This window comes from Ruminococcus sp. RTP21359st1_H3_RTP21359_211015 (genome assembly GCF_040909065.1).
GTDB lineage: Bacteria > Bacillota > Clostridia > Oscillospirales > Ruminococcaceae > Hominimerdicola > Hominimerdicola aceti.
This window is the reverse complement of record NZ_JBDGDD010000048.1, coordinates 1-14,113: the sequence shown is the minus strand read 5'-3', so window position 1 is coordinate 14,113 and position 14,113 is coordinate 1. Positions and strand designations below refer to the sequence as shown.

The 14,113-nt window shown below is 43.7% G+C and carries 14 protein-coding genes and 2 tRNA genes; 10 read left to right on the top strand and 6 right to left on the bottom strand.

All coding sequences use genetic code 11. From position 1 onward, the window contains the following. Positions 1–78: 78 nt before the first annotated feature. The 6 genes from AB5Z01_RS12965 to AB5Z01_RS12940 all read right to left on the bottom strand — a co-directional run bounded on the left by AB5Z01_RS12965 (position 79) and on the right by AB5Z01_RS12940 (position 5,699). Positions 79–507: a thioesterase family protein gene (locus AB5Z01_RS12965; RefSeq protein WP_195220627.1), complete on the bottom strand. Its 429-nt coding sequence runs from the start codon at positions 505–507 to the stop codon at positions 79–81. A 95-nt stretch (positions 508–602) separates the two neighbouring features. Further along, on the bottom strand, positions 603–1,736 hold the full coding sequence (locus AB5Z01_RS12960) for a DHHW family protein (RefSeq protein WP_287216348.1): 1,134 nt from the start codon (positions 1,734–1,736) through the stop codon (positions 603–605). Between the two features lie 15 nt (positions 1,737–1,751). Next, the gene (locus AB5Z01_RS12955; protein ID WP_195249263.1) at positions 1,752–3,167 is read right to left on the bottom strand and encodes an MBOAT family protein; all 1,416 of its coding nucleotides are present in this window, start codon (positions 3,165–3,167) and stop codon (positions 1,752–1,754) included. Between the two features lie 13 nt (positions 3,168–3,180). Next, positions 3,181–3,696, bottom strand: a complete 516-nt coding sequence (locus AB5Z01_RS12950; protein ID WP_287216349.1) for a DUF4358 domain-containing protein — start codon at positions 3,694–3,696, stop codon at positions 3,181–3,183. A 17-nt stretch (positions 3,697–3,713) separates the two neighbouring features. Next, on the bottom strand, positions 3,714–4,577 hold the full coding sequence (locus AB5Z01_RS12945; protein WP_287216350.1) for a GDSL-type esterase/lipase family protein: 864 nt from the start codon (positions 4,575–4,577) through the stop codon (positions 3,714–3,716). 213 nt (positions 4,578–4,790) lie between these two features. Then, positions 4,791–5,699: a nucleotidyltransferase gene (locus AB5Z01_RS12940; RefSeq protein ID WP_195220632.1), complete on the bottom strand. Its 909-nt coding sequence runs from the start codon at positions 5,697–5,699 to the stop codon at positions 4,791–4,793. Positions 5,700–5,950: 251 nt separating this feature from the next. On the opposite strand from AB5Z01_RS12940, the gene AB5Z01_RS12935 reads away from it, so the two are divergent. The 10 genes from AB5Z01_RS12935 (at position 5,951) to AB5Z01_RS12890 (ending at position 14,112) form a co-directional block, all read left to right on the top strand. Continuing rightward, positions 5,951–6,715, top strand: coding sequence for an SDR family oxidoreductase (locus AB5Z01_RS12935; protein WP_287216351.1), 765 nt, complete (start codon positions 5,951–5,953; stop codon positions 6,713–6,715). A gap of 195 nt (positions 6,716–6,910) precedes the next feature. After that, complete coding sequence (locus AB5Z01_RS12930) at positions 6,911–7,846, top strand: NPXTG-anchored protein (protein ID WP_038670720.1); 936 nt, start codon at positions 6,911–6,913, stop codon at positions 7,844–7,846. A 176-nt stretch (positions 7,847–8,022) separates the two neighbouring features. Further along, entirely contained in the window at positions 8,023–8,577 is a 555-nt protein-coding gene (gene rsmD / locus AB5Z01_RS12925) for a 16S rRNA (guanine(966)-N(2))-methyltransferase RsmD (RefSeq protein WP_038670722.1), read from the top strand. Continuing rightward, a complete protein-coding gene (coaD, locus tag AB5Z01_RS12920; protein ID WP_046441497.1) occupies positions 8,577–9,080 on the top strand; it encodes a pantetheine-phosphate adenylyltransferase in 504 nt (167 codons plus the stop codon). Before rsmD ends, coaD begins: the two co-directional genes overlap by 1 nt. Positions 9,081–9,096: 16 nt before the next feature. Beyond that, positions 9,097–9,588, top strand: a complete 492-nt coding sequence (locus AB5Z01_RS12915; RefSeq protein WP_022288084.1) for a hypothetical protein — start codon at positions 9,097–9,099, stop codon at positions 9,586–9,588. A gap of 197 nt (positions 9,589–9,785) precedes the next feature. Continuing rightward, positions 9,786–11,138: a hemolysin family protein gene (locus AB5Z01_RS12910; protein WP_278644560.1), complete on the top strand. Its 1,353-nt coding sequence runs from the start codon at positions 9,786–9,788 to the stop codon at positions 11,136–11,138. Between the two features lie 47 nt (positions 11,139–11,185). Beyond that, the gene (locus AB5Z01_RS12905) at positions 11,186–12,439 is read left to right on the top strand and encodes a transglutaminase domain-containing protein (RefSeq protein ID WP_278644558.1); all 1,254 of its coding nucleotides are present in this window, start codon (positions 11,186–11,188) and stop codon (positions 12,437–12,439) included. 127 nt (positions 12,440–12,566) lie between these two features. Beyond that, on the top strand, positions 12,567–13,589 hold the full coding sequence (locus AB5Z01_RS12900) for a hypothetical protein (protein WP_368365590.1): 1,023 nt from the start codon (positions 12,567–12,569) through the stop codon (positions 13,587–13,589). Between the two features lie 272 nt (positions 13,590–13,861). After that, positions 13,862–13,937, top strand: a tRNA-Val gene (locus AB5Z01_RS12895). Positions 13,938–14,038: 101 nt separating this feature from the next. Next, positions 14,039–14,112, top strand: a tRNA-Asp gene (locus AB5Z01_RS12890). Position 14,113: the final 1 nt, after the last annotated feature.

Genomic DNA, 14,113 nt, shown 5'->3' with positions numbered 1-14,113 from the left:
AAAGACTGCTTTCCTACCCTTTTAAGGGTGGTTGCAGTCTTTTTTTATTGCGCGTTTTTTTACAGCGCCTTTTTTTGCTTATTCTTCACTTGCCTGATATGCGGAAAGGAATTTCTCGTAGATATCGGGATAATGTTTTTTTAGTCTTACAGGCTTAAGGTCGGAGGTGGTGAAGCAGTGGGAGGTGTGGGCAAGGCAGGCTGTTTTCTTAGTGGTAAGGTCAAAGATCTCATAGTCAAGCTCATAGGCACAGCCGTTGAACTTTGACAGCTTACAGCGCACTTCAAACTCATCTCCGAAACGGACGGGATATTTATAGTGTGTTTCCACGGAGAGCACTGGGGAAACTATCCCTCTTGCCTCTATCTCGTGGAATGGGCAGCCAAGCTGCTCCATAAGGTCAACACGGGCTTCCTCAAGCCAGCGGACGTAATTTGAATGGTGGATTATATCCATGCGGTCTGTTTCATAATAAAAGGCTTTTCTTTTGTAGGGGGTAAGTGTCATTTTATGTCCTTCTTTCTGTGATTTTGACGTTGACGTTATATATGGGTGTGATAAAAATAGCGGGCGACCAATGGCCGCCCCTAATTGCTGCTAAGTTATTCAAGCCAGATGAAGTTGTTGTCAGAGTTCACAAAGTCCATATTATAAAGGAAAATGACCTTTGTTATACCGTTGTCTTTTACATACTCGCTGACGGTCTTATCCATGATGTGGTAATAACGCATATCTATCATTGTGATGTGCTTATACTTGTCGGCAAAGTATGGCATAACTGTGTTTGCGTAGCTGTCCTTTATAATAAGGACGTGTTCATCGCTTTCACCGTTTGTTTCTATTTCCGTGAGGGCAAAGTTTCCGCCCATGAATGTGGAGTATTTATCCTTTTTGGTCTTGAATGAATCGTCAAAAATGGTGTCTGTTTGTTTGTTTTCTTGAACATAATTTACCTTTACGCTGTTGTCAGGGTTTGTGTAGAAGTGCATTTCGTCAGCAGCGGAGAAGTTTGTTGGGGCTTTTGAATAAAGCGTGCCATGAAAGTCCTTTACAGTTTCTATATTGTAGGATACCTGTGGGATATCTTCATTCATGGCTGTCATAAGTGCGTCAAATCCCACTTTTGCGCCCTCGGCTGTCCAGTGGTGGTCGGTCTTATAGAAAACCTGCGTGGACTTTGCGGCGTCTTTGAGCTGGTCATATGGGAAGCAGAGTTTTATCCTGTCGCTGAGGATAGAGCTTATATACTTTTCGCTTTTAAGCTGATCGTCGGTCTGTGTGACCGCAGGGAGCTTGTCTGACATAACGGAAACTGCATTCGGCACAAGAAGAAAGCTTACGTCGACGGATTTATCAAGGCTGTCAGCAAAATCATTAAGACAGCTTATATTTTTCTCGATAAGAGGTCTGTTTTCCTGATAGTCTTGGAGATAATAGCCGTCCTTGCCGAAATATACACCGTTCTGATAGTTTTTCAGAAGCGTGCGGTCGGTGACTGTTTTAAGACTCACAAGCTGGTCTTTCATGAATATCTGATCGGACATATAGCTTTCGATATCCGATGTGAACTCGCCTTTTTCAAGCTTTTTCCACGAAAACTCAGGGGCTTGCTGTAGATAGCGGTTCTCATTTTCGGAGAATTCACGGTCCTCGGAAATAAAACTTGCCACTGCAAAGCCGAATATGAACAGCAGAAAGCACACTATCATAATATAGTTTTTAAGTTGTTTTTTCATATCTGCCGTCCTCCTTTAAAATCTGAAATACAGGAACGGATTGAATGAATTACCTGCAAGGTAGGCGGTGGAAACTGCCAAAAGTGTTAATGCAAACAGCGGTTGGAGTATACAGCCGCATATCTCAGGACACTTGATCTGAAGCTTAAGGCAGAGCTTTTTTGGAAGCTGTGTTGAAGCTATCACAAGTATCACTATTGTTACTGCATACTGTGCGAGCCAGAACACTGTTTGGTGATTTATGAGAGGAAGTCCCCCTGCGCCGAACATATTTTTGAAGTTCTGTGTGAGCTTGCCGAAGTCTTCGTAGGAGAATATTCCCCAGCCTATGACTATAAAAAGAAGTGCATAGAGGTGCTGGAAAAATGCAGGTATCTTTTTCAGGGCTTTGCCCAAGAAAAGCTTTTCACATAGGAGTATCACACCGAAGTACACACCCCATAGCATAAAGTTCCAGTTTGCACCGTGCCAGAAGCCTGTGAGAAACCATACTATCATGATGTTAAGGCACTGTCTTGCTTTGCCCTTGCGGTTACCGCCAAGTGGGATATAGACATAATCTCTGAACCAGCTTGAAAGTGACATATGCCAGCGTCTCCAGAAGTCTGTGATAGAGGTGGAGATGTAAGGGTAGTTGAAGTTCTCGAGAAAGTCGAAGCCGAACATTTTGCCAAGACCTATCGCCATATCGGAATAGCCTGAGAAGTCAAAGTATATTTGGAAGGTATAGGCTATTATGCCCAGCCAGCTTGCGGCAACGCTCAGTTCAGATTGTGCTGAGTTTGAGATAGTGTCGAAAAGCTCGCCGATAGTATTTGCGAGAATGACTTTTTTGCCAAGACCTATGGAAAATCTCCACACGCCCTGTGCAAAATGCTCTATGCTCTCGTTACGCTTTTTGAGCTGTTCCGCAACGTCGATGTATCTTACGATAGGACCTGCGATAAGCTGTGGGAAAAGGGCAACATAGGTGGCAAGGTCAAGGAAGTTCTTCTGACTTCTTACTTCGCCCTTATAAACGTCGATAACGTATGAAAGGGTCTGGAAGCTGTAGAATGAGATACCGATAGGGAGGGCCAGACCCAAGGTCTTTATCTGCGTGCCGAAAATGCTGTTTGCCGCACCGATGAAAAAGTCGGTATATTTAAAAAACAGAAGAAGTCCGATGTTCCACACCACCGCTCCTATCATTGCGATGAGCGGAGTGTATTTTTTTGCGTTTTTACGCTGTTTGTCTGCCAATAGTCCTGTTATATACGCAACGATAGTGGAAGCTATCATGAGGACGATATAAACAGGTTCGCCCCATGCGTAAAACACAAGGCTGAAAATAAACAGCACCAGATTGCGTGTTATGCGTGGGACGATATAATACGTTATCAGTACAATAGGCAGGAATGCGAACAGAAATGTTGTACTTGAAAAAAGCATATATTTATTACTCCTAGCCTATTATCTCTTTTGCTTTATCGTTATCGTTTGAAAGACAGAGGTAAACATAATTGCCGTTGGTTACAAGAACAGGGTCATTAAGCTTTGTCATTTCCTCCGGAACATAGTTTTCAAAAACCTTTTTCTGGCTTTCGACTCTTGCTGTAAGTGTATCTGCGATAGCCTTTGCACTGTCTGCGTCCTTGGCTTCAAAGCAGTCTATCTCTTCGGCTGTTCCTCCTGATGAGCTTACATAGACCTTAGCCTTTGTATAGCTGTCTGCTGATATGCCGATTATCTTTTCTATCTTTGCTTCGTCAAGCTCTGCGAGCTCGTCCTTGAACTCTATGCCGTCCTTGAGCTTGTCCGCAACGGCTGTTACGTCAACGCTTTCGTTTGTCTGAGCGGCTGCCGCTGAATTTGCGGAGTTTGCTGTGCTGCTGTCAGAGTCTGAACCGCAGCCTGTAAGTGCTGCTGTGCCCATGCACATAACTGCCATAAGAGTGCAGAGTATCTTCTTTGTTTTCATAATTCTTCTTTCCTTTCTTATGTGTTGTCGATTATATAGTTGAGCCACTTGTCGCAGTATTCGCTCATAAGGTGTATTCCGTCTGAGGAGGCTTCCTCCGGAAGAGTGCCGTCTGCACCTGCTACAGCGGAGGTACAGTCAAGATAATTTATACCTGTCTGTTGTGCCACCTCTGAGATAGCCTGATTGAATGTGGCTACATTTGTGTTATTTATGGCGTCGCCCTGCAAGCTTCTTGAAGCTGTTACAGGGAGGATAGATTCAGCATAGATAACAGCGTCAGGCTGTATCTCCTGAATTTTTGTGATAAGCTGTGTATAATAATCCTTGAAGGTGTCGATATAAGGCCAGCCAAGCTCGTTAGTGCCGAGGTTTATATACACTCTGCCATATTGTCTTTCTCCAAGAGCGTCGATAACAGTACCTGCATTGCCGTTTGAGAGGGTGATGTTCTGGTCTGTCATAACGGTGTCGATGTGCATTCCCACAGAGCAAAGGAATGTTGCTTTTGGCTTATCGCAGTTGTTTTGCAGACCAACTGTTCGTGAGTCGCCTATGAAAACTGCGTCGGAAAGGTCGTCGGCGTCATCATGGGTAACTGAGCTGTCAGTAAGGCTTTCATCTATGCCACTCTCATCAATCATGCTTTCTGCCTGAGAAGAGTTGTCCGCATTGCTCTCGGAGCTTTCGCTCTCTGCTACAGAGCTTGAAGCTGACATCTTCTTTGCTTCCACAGCCCTGCTGTTGCCGCTTCCTGCATGGAAGCCCCATATTGCCGCAAATGCTATGCACACAAGACAACTCAATGACACTATGCTTTGCTGTGCTGTGGCTCTTTTTTTTCTTATATTTTTCAAATTGCTACCGTGTTGGCTCTCCATTATACTACCTCTTATATTATCTCTCCTGACCTGCAAAAATGCAGATCCGTTTCAAAGATTATCATAACACATTTTACAGCCTTTTTCAAGTGCTTTTTAGTCGAATTAAGGATTTTCTTCACTTTTTACAAACAGACGCAAAAAAGTCGGGAGAATTTGTTCTGCCCGACTTATTGTTGACAATTTATTCTGTATTATTTGTTTGTTTGAGTTTTATTTCCAAAGCTTTTCAGGATAAACGCCAGCCTCTATAAGCTTTGCGATATCGGCTTTAACGGTTGGCTTATCCTCTTTATATGTAACGCCGAACCACTTATCGTGAGTTTCCAGAAGCTTGCAGTCTGCAACACCTGTTTTTATCATTGTATCGATACCCGCAGGGAGGAGAAACTCCGCTGTCAGGCTGTCTTTATTTTCTTTCATAAAGTCTGTGAACATACCATTGAGCTTATCTATAAAGCCGTCAGGGCAAGCCCACATATTCATTGACACATAGCAGTTCTCGTCAAGCTCGGCTGTTTCTTCCTCGCCTGAATAGACCTTGCCGTCATTCTCACGGCGGATATTGTAGGTTTCAACAACGTCTGTGAGCATAGAGTCTTTCACTTCACAGACACCTCTGTTCACTGCACCGAAGTCGCTTAGAGTGTTTTTCAGTATGAAGCCTGCCATGCCGAGATGAAGCTTTTTGCGATCTGAGTTCTCATTGCAGAGAAAATCGTGGAGCTTCACAAAAGCTTCCTTGCCGTAAAAATCATCAGCGTTTATTACTGCGAAAGGCTCGTTTATAACGCCCTTGCAACAGCAGACTGCGTGACCGTGACCCCACGGCTTAACACGTCCCTCAGGTACGGAATAGCCCTCCGGAAGACAGTCAAGCTCCTGATAAACGTAATCTATCTTGACATACTTTGAGATACGGTCGCCTATCATTTTATCAAAGGCATCACGGATATCCTTTCTTATAATGAATACGACCTTGTCAAAGCCTGCCTCAACGGCGTCATAGATAGAATAATCCATTATTATCTCGCCGTTTGGTCCGAAAGGTTCAAGCTGTTTTATGCCGCCTTTGAAGCGACTTCCAAGACCTGCGGCAAGTATGCAAAGGGTACAACTCATAATTTTTTTATCTCCTTGTTCTTTGTTCTTTGATTTCTCAGTTTAATTTTATTCTATTTCTTAAAATTATATTAACATTATGCCATACTTTAAAGTAAATGTCAAGAGATTTTGACATTTTTATTCAGTTTTTTGCGATGCTTTTCTGCGTATTTTACATCTTTCTCACACTTGACAGGGTGATACTAATGTGATATACTGATATGACAAAAATCAAATAATATCCCTGAAAAGGGTGGAGGATGATATAAATGGCTAAGACGGCTTTGGTAACAGGCGCAAGCTCGGGAATTGGCAGAGAGATAGCGAGAGATCTATCTGCAAGGGGCTTTCGTGTGATACTCAGCGCAAGACGTGAGGAAAGGCTCAGAGAGCTTGCGGAGGAGCTTGGTGACAACACAAGGGTGGTAGTTTGCGACGTTTCTGACAGGGAAGAATGTCTGCGGCTTTATGAGGAAACAAAGAGCGAGAAGATATCAGTGCTTGTGAACTGTGCAGGCTTTGGTGCAGTGGGCAGCTTTGACAAGCTTCCTCTGGACACTGAACTTAAAATGATAGACACCAACGTTACAGCGGTGCATATGCTCACAAAGCTGTTTTTGAAAGACTTTGTTGCCGCTGACAGGGGTTATATAATGAATATAGCTTCCTCGGCAGGGCTTATGTATGGTGGTCCTATGATGGCAACATACTATGCTTCAAAGGCTTATGTTGTGAGCCTTACCAGCGCAATATATGAGGAGTTGAGGGCGAGAAACAGCAGGGTACACGTTTGTGCGGTATGCCCGGGTCCTGTGGATACGGAGTTCAATGACGTTGCAAACTGCAAGTTCGGCGTAAGCTCCATAACACCACAGTTTTGTGCAAAAAAGGCTCTTGTGGGAATGTTCGGCAGAAAACTCATCATTATCCCTGAGAAGTCTATAAAGGCACTTTATGCAGGGGCTAAATTTGCTCCTAGAGGTATGGTGCTGAAAGTGACTGGAAAGGTGCAGAAGAAAAAGCTTGATAAATGACGGTTTAGTATTTTTACATAAGATAAAAAAGTTTTGCAAAGTGCGGAAATTGGGCTATACTTCTAAAAATCAATAGTACAAATTGTTGTGATTGCATAAGAAAACGTTATCATATTTGTTAAATCAGCCGATTGAAATTTTTCGGAAAATAAAGTACAATATACTTAAAGTTATTTAAGAAAGGAAGTTTTAGAAATGAAACTTACAAAGATTTTCGCAGGCATGGCTGCAGCAGCTATAGCTACAACAGCTATGGCAGTAACAGCTTTCGCTGCTGATTCAACAGCTTACAACTATCTGTTCATCGCTACAGATATCCCATGTGAGTACAACGATAACGATGAGGCTCTTGTAAATGGTCAGGTCGTTACTTGTAAGGATCTTAAGGTAAAGATCGGTTCACAGGAGTTTAACGTAAGTGCTGCTCCTGGCAAGTCTGATTCAGACAAGCTCTGCTTCCAGATCATCAACAAGTGGAACAGCAAGTTCACATCAGAGATCACTGACTACACTGTAGCAGGCGCTGGTGAGTACATCACTATTGACTTCACAATTGAAGGTCTTGGTGACACAACAGGCAATGCTGGTGTATCTTTCCAAGCTGACGGCACTTGGGATTTCAGAAATCCAGATGACAAAGAAAAGGATAAGGTTGCACAGCCAGCTTACTTCCCTAACAAGTGCGTAGGTATCGCAGGTGGCGCAGGTGGATTCGACACAAACGTTGACTGCCAGGATACTGCTATCAACGGCGACGGCTCTTACACAATTTCTATCGCTCAGTCAGGTACTGTAAACGCTGAGGCTCAGAAGTTCGATGACGGCTCAACAAACGAGGGCTGGATATGGGCTGCTAACGCTGTTCCTGTTGCTCCTGCTACTTCTGGCACAGATTCAAACAGCAAAAAGGATGATTCCAAGACAGATTCTAAGTCTGACAGCAAGACTGATTCAAAGGCTAACAGCACAGCCGCAACAACTTCTTCAAAGACTGGTACAACAGGCACAACAACTGCTACATCTTCAAATGCAGCTTCTGACAAAACAGCAGCTACAGGCGCAACAGCAGGCATCGCTCTTGCAGGTATCGCTCTCGCAGGTGCAGCTATCGTAGTTTCTAAGAGAAAGTAATCTTAACTGAGGACTTGTTTCTTAGAGTACGTAATTAAAATAACTAAAGGGACTTCCACTGTGAAGTCCCTTTTTGTGTGTGGTATAAAAAATAAAAAAATATCGGCGAATAGTCTAGACAAATGGTAATTAATATAGTATAATGATTGTATACTTTTATTTTGGAGTTATTTTTTATGAGAGTTATTACAGGTTCATGCAGGGGAAAAAAGCTTAAAACTTTGGAGTCGTTGGATACAAGACCAACTACAGATATGGTAAAAGAGGCTGTTTTTTCCATTATTCAGTTTGATGTACCAGCAAGCTCGGTGCTTGACCTTTTTGCAGGCAGCGGTCAAATGGGTATAGAGGCTCTCAGCCGTGGGGCTAGTCACTGCGTTTTCGTGGACAGCAATCCTGAGGCTGTGGCTATCGTCAAGGATAATGTGGATTCATGCGGTTTCAATAAGGAATCCCGTGTGCTTTGCATGGATAGTCTGGAATATCTTAAAGTTGCCAAAGCCGGGCTTGATATAGTTTTTATCGACCCGCCTTACAGAATGGGCATAGTTGAAAAGGCCTTGGAGCTTGTGGAGAGCAAGCTCAATGATGGTGCTATCATTGTGTGCGAGCATGAAAAGGAGCTTGAGCTTGGAGAAAGCTACGGCAGACTTAAGCTTCATAAGAGATATAAATACGGTAAGACCGCTTTGACGGTCTATAAGATACCAATGAAAGAAGTGGACTATTGATGCGTATCGCTGTTTGCCCGGGAAGCTTTGACCCTGTTACGCTGGGTCATCTGGATATAATCGACAGAGCTTCAAAGCTTTTCGATAAGGTGATAGTACTGGTGTCTTTTAATGCTAATAAATCAAGGGCTGCTTTCACACCTACAGAAAGAATGGAAATGATAATTGAAGCCACGAAGCACCTTGATAATGTGGTGGTGGATTGTTATAACGGTCTGCTGGCGGATTATCTGCAAAAAACAGGGGCTAATGCTATCGTAAAGGGCCTTAGGGCTGTGTCTGACTTTGAGTATGAGTTCCAAATGGCTCTTGCAAATAAAAAACTTTACAATGACGCTGAAACGGTGTTTCTCACCACTACGGGAGAGAATATGTTCCTTTCGTCAAGCGTTGTAAAGGAGATCGCAAGCTTCGGCGGAGATATCACAGGCTTTGTGCCGAAACAGATACAGAGCAAGATCACTGACAGGCTCTATAAGCCTGCCAATAATATAGATCAGTAATGAAAGGGTGTTTAAAATGACGGTAGAGGAAATACTTGAACTTATGGACGAACTGCTTGACAAGTCTTCAAGCGTACCGTTTTCACAGAAAAAAATGATCGATGTTGAGCAGATGCGTGAATACATCGACAGCATAAGACTTAACCTTCCTGGTGAGATAAAGCGTGCAAAGGATATGACAAGAGATAAGAAAAATATCCTTACTGAGGCCAACAAGGAAGCCGAGGAGATCGTAAAGAAGGCTAAGGACGAGGCTAAGAAGCTTGTGGCTCAGGAGGAGATCATCAAGCAGGCGGCTGACTATGCAAAGCAGATAGCTGCAGAGGCTAACAAGCAGGCGGCTGATATCGTTGAGCAGGCTAAGGCTAAGGACAAGGCTATCCGTGAGGCACTTTCTGAAAATCTTAACAAGTCGCTTTCTGAGGCGGCTGAGGTGCTTACAAAGAGCCTTAAGGACGTAAACACTACTAGGGACGCAGTTTCCAAGATAGGTGCGGCAGAGAAATAATATTGTTTGATGTAAGCAGATGGGCTTAGCGGCTCGTCTGCTTTTTTCATAACTAAAATTGCCCATATGAAATTCAGGCAGAATGTGAAAAATTGTGACAATATCTATTGACAAAGAAGCATATGTTGCCTATAATAAATAGTATATGATAAAAAGGCGAGCTTTTTCGCCTATGTGAAAGGGATGGTATTTTTTTTATGGACGATGTCGGGCGACTGTGGACGGGAATAGGTGTTTGTGCGGCGGTAATATTGCTTATGGCTTTTCTTACCTTGTGCGAAAATGCGGCTGTGGAGTTCAATGACGCTAAGCTAAAGAAAATGGCTGAGGAGGACAAAGACCCGAAAGCTATAAAACTTGCGGCTTTGCTGAAAAGAACGGGCAGGGTAGTTGCAACAAACCTCATTGCACGTTCTATTATGATAATCGTAGTTTCGGTGGTGGGAGTCATATTCTTCTACGAGCCGATTTCTGACGGGCTTTATACGCTTTTTAACTATCAGGCACCGTATTATGTTAGCGGCATATGTTCATTTGTTATAATAAGCTGTCTGCTTGCCCTTGTTATATGCACTTTTGGCATAGGCATACCGAAAAAGCTTTGCATTTCAGGCAAGGTGGGCGAGAAGTTCATTTTAAACAACTGCGGCGTATACAAAGTGTTTCTTGCGGTATTCAGCCCATTGGCTGCTGTGAGCGGAGCGGTTTCGGCAGGAATTTTAAGGCTGTTCGGCGTTAAGTCCACAAACAAGGCAGACTCTGTCACTGAGCAAGAGATACTCATGATGGTGGACGCTGTAAACGAAACGGGCGGTATCGAGGAAAGTCAGGCGGAAATGATAAGCAACATTTTTGATTTTGACGATATCGAAGTTCGTGAAGTTATGACACACCGCACAGAAATGGTTGCTATAGAAGAAAATTCCACGCTTTCGGAGGCTGTGAAGCTTGTTATAGGCGAGGGCTTTTCGAGAATACCTGTTTACTGCGACAATGCTGACAACATAAGTGGTGTTATATTCGCAAAGGACTTGCTCAGGCTGGTGTTTGAAGAGGATAAGAAAGAACGTCCTGTAAAGGAGTTCATGAGAGATATAACCTTTGTGCCTGAAAGCAACAAGTGTGGTGAGCTTTTCAAAGAGTTCACTGAAGATAAGACACAGATAGCAGTTGTGGTGGACGATTACGGCGGAACAGCCGGTATCATTACTATGGAGGATCTGCTTGAAACTATCGTGGGTAGTATTCAGGACGAATATGATGACGAAACGGAGGAGATACAGAAGGTATCTTCTGATTGCTATGATATGGTAGGCACAGCGGCGTTTGACGACGTTATGGAGGCTCTTGGCAAGGAGTATCACGGCGAGGTGGATTATGACACTATAGGCGGATTCGTTATGGACCTGCTGGGTCATGTGCCTGAGGATAACGAAAAGGTGACGGTGCATTGGGAAAACGTGGAGTTCAAGGTGCTGTCGATACATGAAAAGAAAATAGAACGGCTCAGGGCTGTGATAAAAAGAGATAATGAAGAGGTCACGGACTAAGGGCTGAAATATACAGAAGAATTTTGTGTAAAAATCGAGGACAAAAATTGAAAAAAAAGAAAATGGTCGCCGCACTCACAGCGGCAGTGCTTATCTGCACATCGGGGTGCAGTTTAGGCGGAACGGGAGAGAAAAATAAAAACCGTTCAAAAAATACTTTTGTGAACACTCATGCGTATGTTGAAGCCAGTTCGGAAAGACATACTGAAACAGGGCTTGACAGCAGAAACGAGAGCTTTACGGCACTTGAGATACCTGACACGGCAGAGTATATCGCCGATTTTCTTTGTACTGACGAAAAACGTGTGTTTTCACAGCTTTACAAAGGGCTGAGCGGATTTGAAAGCTCTGTGGAGCTGGCTGAGGGAGTTATAAGCAAGGACGATATCGGTGCGTTTATATCCATGCTTACTTCGGCTTGTCCTTATATCGACTATATGGGTTCGCAGTATACTATCTGCATTGACGGAGATGGATATGTGACATCTGTGGAGGTCACATATGACAAGACCGCTGAGGAAGCGCAGGCTGAGAAAGAAAAGCTGGATAAAAAGGTCGGGGAGATACTTGCAGGCATTGAGCAGGGCTGGTCGGATTATGACAAGGTGCTGTATTTCCATGACAGCATAATTCTTGAGTGTAACTATGACGATACAGCAAAAAATTGCTATTCTGCATATGGCTGTCTTGTAGAGGGTAAGGCTGTGTGCGAGGGGTATGCAAAGGCAATGCAGATACTTTGCACTAAGGCAGGTATAAAGTGTATACCAGTGGCAGGCAAAGCCTATGACGGCGGAGCTGTTCAGCCACATTTGTGGAACAAGGTCATGATAGACGGTGAATGGACGAACGTTGACCTCACTTGGGACGATCCTGTGACAGATGCAGGGGAGGACTATATCCGCTATGACTATTTTGGCATCACTGACGCCGAGTGTGCAAAAGACCATACAGCGGACGATAACAAGTTTTTGAACTATCCTGAGGCATTTTCCTCGGGGGCAAATTATTACAGAAGAAACGGTCTGTATGCTCAAAGCGGTGATGATGTCGTTCAGATGATGTGCCGTTCTGTGGCGGAAGCAATGGCTGACAGTGGATATGCAAGGCTAAAATGTGCTGACAGTGAAATGTATGACAAGGCTGTGGATACTCTCTTTGATGAGAATAGCGGTGTTATCTTTGACGTGCTGAGGCGTGCATACAGTCAGGCTGGTGGAGATTGGTCTACCTCGAAATATGCGGTCATAAAAAATGACGAATTGTGTACTGTCACGATAATACTTTACAAAAATGAATAATTTTCTCAAAAGCAAAAAATATGCTCAAATGTGTTGAAATTTGCGGTACTTTGTGATATAATAAATGTATTAGTGCGATAAAATATGATATTTTGGATATATCTTGGAAAGGAATGTTATTTTTAGTATGAGCAGTGCTACTAAGCAGAAGTCATCAGCAGGCAAGAACGTGCTGATATTCTTTATTGTTTTTATTTTTCTGGAAATGCTTATAGTTGTGGGAGTGGGACGTGTTTTCAAAAACAAGAACGTTACACCGAGCATTGCAGGCTACAGCCTGTACATAATGAATGGTGACGGCATGGGTGACAGAGTTCCTAACGGCGCACTTGTTATCACATCAAACATGACCCCTAGCACAGACAAGATAGGCGAGGCAGTTGTGTGCGAGAACGTGCCTGATATTGGAACAAGCGTGTTCTGGCTTTATGACATCACTTCAACTGACGATAACAACGGCGTTGTTTACACTGTTTATCAGGAAAAAGACCCTGCAAAGCTTTATGAGATAAGCTCAAAGAACGTTGTGGGCGTAGCTTCTACATATTACATGACAGCAGGCAAGGTGCTTACGTTCATGTCGTCAACATTCGGCATGATAGTGTGCGCTGTTATTCCTATATTCCTGCTCGTTGTTATCGAGCTTATAATTGCTATCGCTACTCATTCTTCAGATGATGAGGAAGAGGACGATGACGAGGAAGAACCTGCAGAGAGCGTTACTCTTGACGATTTCCTGTTCGGCGGCGAGAACGAGGGCGAGCAGATCGCAAAACATCGCAAGCACGTTGACGACGAGATAGCTTCTCACCACAAGGCTGAGCCTGAGGGTGAAGAGAAGGCTGAAACGGAGGAAGTTATCGAGGAAGTAGAAGAGGTCGAGGAAACTATATTTGAAAGACCTGCGGAAAAGGAAGAGCGTGCTGAGATAGACCGTTCTTACTACGAGAGAGCTTCACAGCTTCTTGACGAGGCGGCTTCAACTGAGGATACTGTAGCCCCTGAGCCTGAGAAAAAGCCTGTGCCAAAGGCAAAACCTGCGGCAAAGCCTGCACAGCAGACAAAGACAGCGTCAGCTTCCTTGGAGGAACTTATGAAGCTTATGGAGCAGGAGCAGGAAAAGCTCAAAAAACAGCTTGATAAAAAATAATTCTTGAAAAAATTTATCCGTCGGGCGTGTGGCTCGGCGGATTTTTTTGGGGGGAAGCCTGATGAAAAAAGCCCATTTCAAGGCAAAAAGTGCGGCTTTGATGTTGCAAATGCACATAAGTTTTTAAAAATATCGGACTAGCATTGTAAAATGATACAAAACATAAAAAATATCAAAAAAAGTGTTGACAAACAGGGTGGGATAGTGTATAATAGATACTGTTGTGAGGGACACAACAAAACAAAGTCCTGGAAACAACAAACCAGCTAAAAGGGAGCATAGCTCAGCTGGGAGAGCATCTGCCTTACAAGCAGAGGGTCACAGGTTCGAGCCCTGTTGTTCCCACCAATTATTTCGTGACAGGTAAAGAGATTTGCCTGTCAACGATAATAATTATTCTTCATTCTCGGAGAGCTGAACTCGAAAAGTTTGAAGTTATTTTTTTCAATGGCCGGGTAGTTCAGCTGGTTAGAACGCTAGCCTGTCACGCTAGAGGTCGTGGGTTCGAGCCCCATTCCGGTCGC

Excerpts from the sequence above, each read along its gene's own strand:
- AB5Z01_RS12965 (WP_195220627.1), bottom strand. The coding sequence starts at position 507 with ATGACACTTACCCCCTACAAAAGAAAAGCCTTTTATTATGAAACAGAC.
- AB5Z01_RS12960 (WP_287216348.1), bottom strand. The coding sequence starts at position 1,736 with ATGAAAAAACAACTTAAAAACTATATTATGATAGTGTGCTTTCTGCTG.
- AB5Z01_RS12955 (WP_195249263.1), bottom strand. The coding sequence starts at position 3,167 with ATGCTTTTTTCAAGTACAACATTTCTGTTCGCATTCCTGCCTATTGTA.
- AB5Z01_RS12950 (WP_287216349.1), bottom strand. The coding sequence starts at position 3,696 with ATGAAAACAAAGAAGATACTCTGCACTCTTATGGCAGTTATGTGCATG.
- AB5Z01_RS12945 (WP_287216350.1), bottom strand. The coding sequence starts at position 4,577 with ATGGAGAGCCAACACGGTAGCAATTTGAAAAATATAAGAAAAAAAAGA.
- AB5Z01_RS12940 (WP_195220632.1), bottom strand. The coding sequence starts at position 5,699 with ATGAGTTGTACCCTTTGCATACTTGCCGCAGGTCTTGGAAGTCGCTTC.
- AB5Z01_RS12935 (WP_287216351.1), top strand. The coding sequence starts at position 5,951 with ATGGCTAAGACGGCTTTGGTAACAGGCGCAAGCTCGGGAATTGGCAGA.
- AB5Z01_RS12930 (WP_038670720.1), top strand. The coding sequence starts at position 6,911 with ATGAAACTTACAAAGATTTTCGCAGGCATGGCTGCAGCAGCTATAGCT.
- rsmD (WP_038670722.1), top strand. The coding sequence starts at position 8,023 with ATGAGAGTTATTACAGGTTCATGCAGGGGAAAAAAGCTTAAAACTTTG.
- coaD (WP_046441497.1), top strand. The coding sequence starts at position 8,577 with ATGCGTATCGCTGTTTGCCCGGGAAGCTTTGACCCTGTTACGCTGGGT.
- AB5Z01_RS12915 (WP_022288084.1), top strand. The coding sequence starts at position 9,097 with ATGACGGTAGAGGAAATACTTGAACTTATGGACGAACTGCTTGACAAG.
- AB5Z01_RS12910 (WP_278644560.1), top strand. The coding sequence starts at position 9,786 with ATGGACGATGTCGGGCGACTGTGGACGGGAATAGGTGTTTGTGCGGCG.
- AB5Z01_RS12900 (WP_368365590.1), top strand. The coding sequence starts at position 12,567 with ATGAGCAGTGCTACTAAGCAGAAGTCATCAGCAGGCAAGAACGTGCTG.